This is a genomic window from Caballeronia sp., assembly GCF_049581465.1.
Classification (GTDB): Bacteria; Pseudomonadota; Gammaproteobacteria; order Burkholderiales; family Burkholderiaceae; genus Caballeronia.
This window is the reverse complement of record NZ_JBAUSA010000410.1, coordinates 1-3,517: the sequence shown is the minus strand read 5'-3', so window position 1 is coordinate 3,517 and position 3,517 is coordinate 1. Positions and strand designations below refer to the sequence as shown.

The following is a 3,517-nucleotide window of genomic DNA, read 5'->3' as shown; positions in this document are numbered from 1 at the left end:
GGCCTATGTTTGCCGAGCTTACGAGCGCAGGCAACCCGGCTCTCGCTGAAGCGATCCAATCGCATCCCGTATTGATCCACGCTTCGGAAAACGCGGATGAATGTCACGCCGGCTTTGCCGCTGCGGTGCTCGGAAGTCATCCCGACAATAGTAAGGCGTGTGTACAGGCGAAGAAATTTCTGGTCTCAAAGGGGATCAGTTTTCACTACGGCGCGCCTGTCGCGAAGGCAGAAGTTGCCATGTCGGTCAACGGAAATACGATTCGTGGATTCGATCCAGTTGCGTATGGTAAAGCCTTGTCGATAGCCGGCTATCCGTTGAAGGCGGATCCGGCGAAAATCAACTATCCGCGAATGGTAGCTCTGCTTATATTGATGACCTTGATGGTTTCGATGGTCTATGGGCCAGTTGCGGGGTACATCGTTGCTCTATTTCCAGCGAACATTCGATATACCTCAATGTCGTTTGCCTATCATATTGGGTCTGGCGTTATAGGTGGCAGCCTGCCGTTTGTAGCAACGTATTTGACGATGTCGGGTGGGAATGTGTTGGCTGGCCTATGGTATCCGATCGTGATCACCGCTTTGGTTGGAGTCATTGGCAGCTTCCTGTTGCCCAATATCCGAAATAAGAAAATTTAGGCTGGGGATGGATTTGCTCTGGTGCGAATAGCGGAAATAGTCGAGAAATGTGAGTTTGGTAGGATTGCTTATTGATCCCAAAGGGACCGCGTTCCAAACGGTGGGTGTTTGTTCAGGTGCGCCGAAGATCGGCCCGCGGTGTCAGCGGGCCGCGAGCCGTTCGCCCTCATCTCGCGCACACACAGAAGCATGATCTCTCGATCAAGATACCGCCCGTCAAACAGCTTGTCCCGGCTCTTCAGCTTACTCAGCAGTGTTCATCAGTTCGTGTAGTCCGACGACGCTAACCCATTCATTACGTCCATGTGCACCAGAACCTAGGCAAATACCCTTAACTATTCCTGGCTCGCGCCGATAAACGGGATGCGCCGTCTATAAGGCTTCAACACGGCAATTTTGCCTGTCCGCTACTATCGATTCGAAAGGTTTGCAAACCTATGAAGCTGTCCTTTGTCCAGAAGCTCTGGTTGCCGTTGATCTTGAGCTTGGTGAGTCTCGTCGGGACCTCCATCTACAACGCTTACCAGACAAGAGAAGTGCGGCTAGGCGAGCGCAAGGCGGATCTGACACACGTGTCGGAGAATGCCCTGAGTGTCGTCAAGACCTTTGCCGACCAAGCGGCTGCCGGCACCATGCCCGTAGCGGAAGCTCAGACACGGGCCATGGATGCTATCCGCAACATGCGGTATGGCGAAAACGGCTACTTCCTGATTATCAATTCGCAGCCGAAGGTCCTGATGTCGATACGGCCGGAGTTGAATGGCAAGGAGGTCGGCGAGGACAAGGATCCGAACGGCGTGTACATGTACAGGGAAATGGTCGGTGTCGTCAAACGCGATGGCAAAGGCTTTGTCGAATACTCATTTCCGAGGCCGGGCGCTAACGAAGCTGCGCCGAAAATTAGCTACAACGTGGGTTACCAGCCGTGGGACTGGATTGTCTCGACAGGGCTTTACGTCGACGACATCAATGCGGCATTTCGTTCGAATCTGTACCAGAGCCTCGGGATGCTGTTGATCCTGGCCGCGGCCCTGTCGGCTGTCGTGGTACTGCTCAACCGCGGCATCTTCCGCTCATTGGGCGGTGAGCCGTCCTATGCCGCCGAGATTGCCAACCAGATTGCCAACAACGATCTGACTGCAGTGGTGAAGACAGCGCCGGACGATCGCTCGAGCCTGCTGTTTTCGATGAAGCGCATGCAGGAGCAGCTCACGCAAACGATCGGCACGATCAAGACGTCGGCTGAGTCGATTGCCACCGCCACTCACGAGATTGCGGCGGGCAACCAGAATCTGTCGCAGCGCACCGAAGAGCAGGCTGCTTCGCTTGAGGAAACGGCGGCGAGCATGGAGCAATTGACCGCGACCGTTACTCAGAATGCCGACAACGCGAGTCAGGCCAACCAGCTCGCCGCGCAGGCGGCCGAGGTGGCGGAGCAGGGCGGCGCCGTGGTGTCGCGCGTGGTGGAAACCATGGACGGCATCAACGCCAGTTCGGACAAGATTGCCAACATTGTTGGCCTCATCGAGGGTATCGCCTTCCAGACCAATATCCTGGCGCTCAATGCCGCTGTGGAAGCCGCGCGAGCGGGCGAGCAGGGGCGAGGTTTTGCGGTGGTGGCCTCAGAAGTGCGCTCGCTCGCGCAGCGCTCTTCGGCGGCGTCCAAGGAAATCAAGGAGCTGATTCACGATTCCGTGGATCGGGTCCGGGCGGGCGCAGGCCACGTGCAGGAAGCCGGAACGAAGATGCGCGAAATCACTCAAGAGATTCGTCGCGTGACTGACATCATGGGTGAAATCACCGCTGCATCCCAGGAACAGAGCAAGGGCATTGGCCAGGTCAACCAGGCCATTACGCAGATGGACACAGTCACGCAGCAGAACGCGGCGTTGGTCGAACAGGCAGCGGCCGCGGCCAGCTCGCTCGAGTCGCAGGCGAATGATCTGAAAGCGTCGGTTTCAATGTTCAGGCTGAACGCCTCACGCGACTCCGACGTCAACCGTCCTGTAGCGCAATCACACACGGCGGCGGCTCCGGCGCGCGCCAGGGTACCAAGCACGCCAGCCCTGAAGCGACCCGCACCGCAGCCCGTTGGAGTGAGGCAAACCGTCAAGGCTGGCGAATGGGACAGCTTTTAGGCTGCCATCCGTCTCACGGGTGTTTGGCCGGCAGCGCAAACCGCGTCTGTCGGTGCCGGCACCGAACGTTCGCACGCTCCTTCGCGCAACGTTGACGAAGCCAGCACCGAGGCTACTTTGGCAGGAGGCCCACCGGCCGGCGCACAGATCCACGATCTTGATCGAGAAGATCCCAGGATCGAACTAAAAACGTACGTCGGCGCAATTTGCAACGCTAGCTACGAAACAAACGGCAGCTTCTCGTCGCGCGCGGCGGCAAGCATCGACACGGTGATCTTGCGCACTTCGAGTTTGCTTTGCGTAATGTGCGCACGCAACAGAATGGTTGCCTCGGGCAGTTTGTTGCGATCGATCAGGCGCAGCATGGTTGCGTGGTCGTCATAAGTTGCTGTGGTTCGATGCGGCTTGAGAAAGTCCAGCCGCCGCACAATGCGGATGCGCTCGGTGACCTCGTTGTGCACCCGAAGCATTTCGCCATTGCCCGTCGCGGCCACAAGCTGGCGGTGGAAGGTCTCGTCCATGCCGAACATGGTGACCGGATCGCTCTCCCGCAGCTCGGGCTCGACGCACCAGATCGCCCTGAGCCGTTCGATCGCCTCGTGCGATGCGTGGCCCATGGTCAGCCGCTCGAGAGATGCCAGTTCGAGCACGATGCGCAGATCGTAGAGCTGGTCTAGTTGCTCGAAGTTGATCTGCGAGACTTTCCAGCCGCGCCGGAATCCCACCTCCAGATAACCC

The 3,517-nt window shown here is 57.9% G+C and carries 2 protein-coding genes and 1 pseudogene; 2 read left to right on the top strand and 1 reads right to left on the bottom strand.

From position 1 onward, the window contains the following. Together WCA53_RS10300 and WCA53_RS10295 are read left to right on the top strand one after the other, a co-directional pair. Nucleotides 1-641, top strand: a pseudogene (locus WCA53_RS10300) (MFS transporter); the annotation flags it as partial. Nucleotides 642-1,078: 437 nt separating this feature from the next. After that, on the top strand, nt 1,079-2,779 hold the full coding sequence (locus tag WCA53_RS10295; RefSeq protein ID WP_423908729.1) for a methyl-accepting chemotaxis protein: 1,701 nt from the start codon (nt 1,079-1,081) through the stop codon (nt 2,777-2,779). A gap of 218 nt (nt 2,780-2,997) precedes the next feature. Here the strand turns inward: WCA53_RS10295 and WCA53_RS10290 are convergent. Next, nucleotides 2,998-3,517, bottom strand: a 520-nt coding sequence (locus tag WCA53_RS10290; protein WP_423908727.1) for a GntR family transcriptional regulator, incomplete at its 5' end; no start/stop codon positions are given.